This is a genomic window from Hyphomonas sp. (genome assembly GCF_046313975.1).
GTDB lineage: Bacteria > Pseudomonadota > Alphaproteobacteria > Caulobacterales > Hyphomonadaceae > Hyphomonas.
In genome coordinates this window covers 1-3,614 of the sequence record NZ_JBKBXB010000075.1, presented here as the reverse complement: position 1 = coordinate 3,614, position 3,614 = coordinate 1, and the positions used below count along the sequence as shown (strand labels likewise).

Below are 3,614 nucleotides of genomic sequence, written 5' to 3'. Positions count from 1 at the left end.
CCATCGTGATCGCCGCCGTCAGCGTCGTCTTGCCATGGTCAACGTGACCAATCGTGCCGATGTTGACGTGCGGCTTCGTACGCTCAAACTTTGCCTTGCCCATAGGGCCTCTCCTTTGTTCGGTCCGCGTCCGGACCGCCGGACGGTGTGTTTACCAAGATAATGTCAGGCCACCTGCCTGCCGATCGCGCCTCATACCCATGTCGCCCCTCGGATTCAAGCGGCCTTGTGTCAGTCCGGGCGGGCATTTCCGGCCCCCTTGCCGCAGGGGCGGTTGCGGACCATAAGGCCCCCTTCCCTTTTGACCTCGAACGGAGCTGATCCGGTGCGCGAAGACCTGGACCAACATGCAGCCCGCTTGGCGGGCGCTGCCCTGCGCGATCTGGCGGCGAAACGGGCGGCCCAGCCGCCGCTGGAAGCCGCCGGCTGGCGCGTCAACATGGCCCGCCACTATCTCGACGAGGCGGCCGAGGCGGCGCTCATGAAGTTCGGGCAGTCCCAGAAGCTGGAAGATGCCGGATCGCGCCTGTTCAACGGCGAGATCGTCAATGCCTCCGAGGCGCGCCCGGCCCTGCACTGGGCCCTGCGGGCGCAGAAACCGCTGACGGACGAGGCCGAAACGGTGCGCCAGAGCGTGCTGCCGGCGCTGGATTTCGCCGCCGGGGTGCGCTCCGGCAGCATCAAGACGGCGACGGGCGGCAAGTTCCGGGCGGTGCTGCATATCGGCATCGGCGGCTCCGATTTCGGGCCGCGGCTGATTGCCGACGCGTTCGAGAGCAAGGCGGATGCCGGAATCACGCTGAAATTTGCCGCCAACGTCGACCCGTATGACCTCGACCGGGCGATGGCGGGGCTGGATCCGGCCTCGACTCTGGTGATCGGCGTGTCGAAATCCTTCGGTACGGAAGAGACCCTGTACAATCTCGGCCGGGCCCGCGCCTGGCTGGAAGCCGCGCTCGGCCCGGCGGCGAGCCAGCATCTGGCGCTGGTGACGGCAGTGCCGGAGAAAGCGAAGGCCTGGTTGGGCGGGCGCGAGGCGCACCTGTTCGACATGCAGCTGTCTGTGGGCGGACGGTTCTCGCTCTGGTCGGCCGCATCGCTGGCCTGCATGATCTATCTCGGACCGGACGTGTTCCGGGATATCCTCTCGGGCGCGGCGGAAATGGACGCGCATGCGCGCACGGCCGATCTGGAGAGCAATGTGCCGATGCGCCTGGCGCTGATGGATTACTGGAACGCGACCGTGCGCGGCGCACCGATGCGGGTCGTGCTGGCCTATGCCAACCGGCTGCGGATGCTGCCGACCTACCTGCAGCAGCTGGAAATGGAATCGAACGGCAAGTCGGTGAAGCCGTCGGGCGACGCGGCCCACCTGCCGACGGCGCCGGCGCTGTGGGGCGGCGAAGGATCGGTTGGCCAGCACTCCTATCACCAGTGGCTGCATCAGGGATCGCATGCGGTGCCGTGCGAGTTCATCCTGGCTGCGGATCGCAAGCGGGATGCGGAAGGCCTGGCGGCGCTGACGGCGCATGCGCTGGCGCAGGCCGAGGTGCTGGCGAACGGGCGCAGCCTGGAAGAGGTGGAGGCCGAGGAACCCGACCTCGCACCCGGCGTCGCGCTGCAGAAAGTGCATGCGGGCGGGCGGCCTTCTACGCTGCTGTCGCATGCGGCATTCGGCCCGAAAGCCTTTGGCGCGCTGGTGGCGATGTATGAGCACCGCACCTATTTCGCCGGCAAGCTGTGGGGCGTGAACCCGTTTGACCAGTGGGGCGTGGAGCGCGGCAAGACGATGGCGGCGCGGCTGAAACCGGCGCTCGGGGCTCCGGACCGCGCGGCAGACCCTGTGACGCAGGCCATCCTGAGGATGATCCGCTAGGCGATGCCGGTCGGCGGCTTCCTCCGTGAGCAGAGTATCGGGGAGACCCGCTGGGTTGCTCTGGGTACGGACGGCTTGCCGGTTGCGCTATATCTTGAGCGTGAGACAGACGCGGCCCGGCGCGCGCGCCTTGGCGAGCGGCTGGAGGCGCGGGTGCGCAAGCTGGATACGGCCACCGGCGGCGCCTTCGTGGACCTTGGCGCGCAGGGCGAGGCGTTCCTGCGGATCAGCACTAACGAGGCGCTGACAGAAGGCGCGGCCGTGAGTGTTGACGTGGTGGCCGAGGCGCGGCGCGGGAAGCTGGCGCGCGTGGCACTGGCGCGCGGCGACGCGGGCGCTCTAGGCGCGGCGCGCTGGCGGGAGACGCTGGTGGGCGGCGCCGAAGCAGCGATTGAGGACCGGGCGGCAGGCGATGCCGAGGTGGCTGCCGCGTTCGAAGATGCGTTGAACGCGCGGGCGACCCTTCCCGGCGGCGGCGTGATGCAGATTGCGCGGACCGAGGCGCTTGTGGCCGCGGACATTGACACATCCGGACGTGCGGCACGCGGCGGACGGTCCGCATTGGCACTCGGCGTGAACCTAGCGGCGGCGCGTGAACTGGCACGGCAGGCACACCTGCGCGGGCTGGGCGGGCTGATGGTGCTGGACTGTGTGGCGCCGCTGGACACCGCAGCGGGTGGTCAGGTGCGGGCAGCTTTCCTGGAGGCGTGGCGGGCGATCTCCACGCGGCAGGTGAAGGCGCTGGCGCCGTCTGCCTTCGGGCTGATGGAAGCGTCGGCGGACTGGCAGACAGCGCCGCTGGAGGACCGGCTGGCGGAGGCGGCGGAGACCGCCGCGCTGGCGGGGTTGCGGCAGCTGGAAGCGGCAGCGCGGCAGGCCCGGATGACGCGGCTGACCCTTGCCCTGCCCCGGGCAGCGGCGGCCTGGCTGGCGGCCAGCGGCCTCGGTGCCGAAGCGCGGCTGGCGGAAAAATATGGTGGCCGGTTGACGATCACCGGCGCTGACAGAGATGATCCGGACGTGACCGAAACGCCATGAGCCAGCCCTTGCCCCCCGAACACCGCCAGCCGAAATGCGCCAAATGCCGGAAGAAGCCAGTCAGCGCGGACTATCGCCCGTTCTGCTCGAAGCGCTGTGCGGACGCCGATCTCGGCCAGTGGCTGACGGGTAGCTATGCGATCCCCGGCGCGCCGGCGGACGAGGCGGAGGAGGCTGCGCCGCAGGGCCGGCCGGACGCGGATGAGGACCGCTGAAATCGGCGTAGACAAGCCGGATGGGCTTCGTTAAGTAGCCGCTTCCCCGAACGGCCCGCCCGGGTAGCTCAGGGGTAGAGCAGCGGATTGAAAATCCGCGTGTCGGTGGTTCGATTCCGCCCCCGGGCACCATTCAGGCTTCCAGCGACGTCCGCGGGCCTCCACCAGTATCCATAAAAACAAGGCTTTAGGTCGGCGCCCTCAGCGTCTTTGTCCGCCAACGTCCACCAAAAATCGTTGGAAGAAATTTTTTCTGTTGGCATTTTGTTGGCATCGAGACGGCCCGGAATCGCAACGGCCGGAAAAATGCCAACACTTTTTGAGGATGCCAACAAAATGCCGCTCACAGACACACGAATCCGCGGCCTCAAACCGGACAGCCGGACGAAGCTGTTGATTGCCGTTGAGAATTGACCCTGGGAGGGCAGAAATTTCCACTGAGAACTGACCCATGTTTGAACCGGTCCCGAGCTTTGGCGAGCGGG

The 3,614-nt window shown here is 67.8% G+C and carries 4 protein-coding genes and 1 tRNA gene; 4 read left to right on the top strand and 1 reads right to left on the bottom strand.

Features of this window, described 5'->3' with window-relative positions:
• Positions 1-103, bottom strand: a 103-nt coding sequence (locus ACK4TE_RS15795; protein WP_409910815.1) for a GTP-binding protein, incomplete at its 3' end; no start/stop codon positions are given.
• A 222-nt stretch (positions 104-325) separates the two neighbouring features.
• Here ACK4TE_RS15795 and pgi point away from each other — a divergent pair.
• The 4 genes from pgi to ACK4TE_RS15775 all read left to right on the top strand — a co-directional run bounded on the left by pgi (position 326) and on the right by ACK4TE_RS15775 (position 3,261).
• Positions 326-1,876: a glucose-6-phosphate isomerase gene (pgi, locus tag ACK4TE_RS15790; protein ID WP_409912494.1), complete on the top strand. Its 1,551-nt coding sequence runs from the start codon at positions 326-328 to the stop codon at positions 1,874-1,876.
• Between the two features lie 3 nt (positions 1,877-1,879).
• Complete coding sequence (locus ACK4TE_RS15785; protein WP_409912493.1) at positions 1,880-2,914, top strand: ribonuclease E/G; 1,035 nt, start codon at positions 1,880-1,882, stop codon at positions 2,912-2,914.
• A complete protein-coding gene (locus ACK4TE_RS15780) occupies positions 2,911-3,129 on the top strand; it encodes a DNA gyrase inhibitor YacG (protein WP_409912492.1) in 219 nt (72 codons plus the stop codon). Before ACK4TE_RS15785 ends, ACK4TE_RS15780 begins: the two co-directional genes overlap by 4 nt.
• 57 nt (positions 3,130-3,186) lie before the next feature.
• A tRNA-Phe gene (locus tag ACK4TE_RS15775) sits at positions 3,187-3,261 on the top strand.
• Positions 3,262-3,614: the final 353 nt, after the last annotated feature.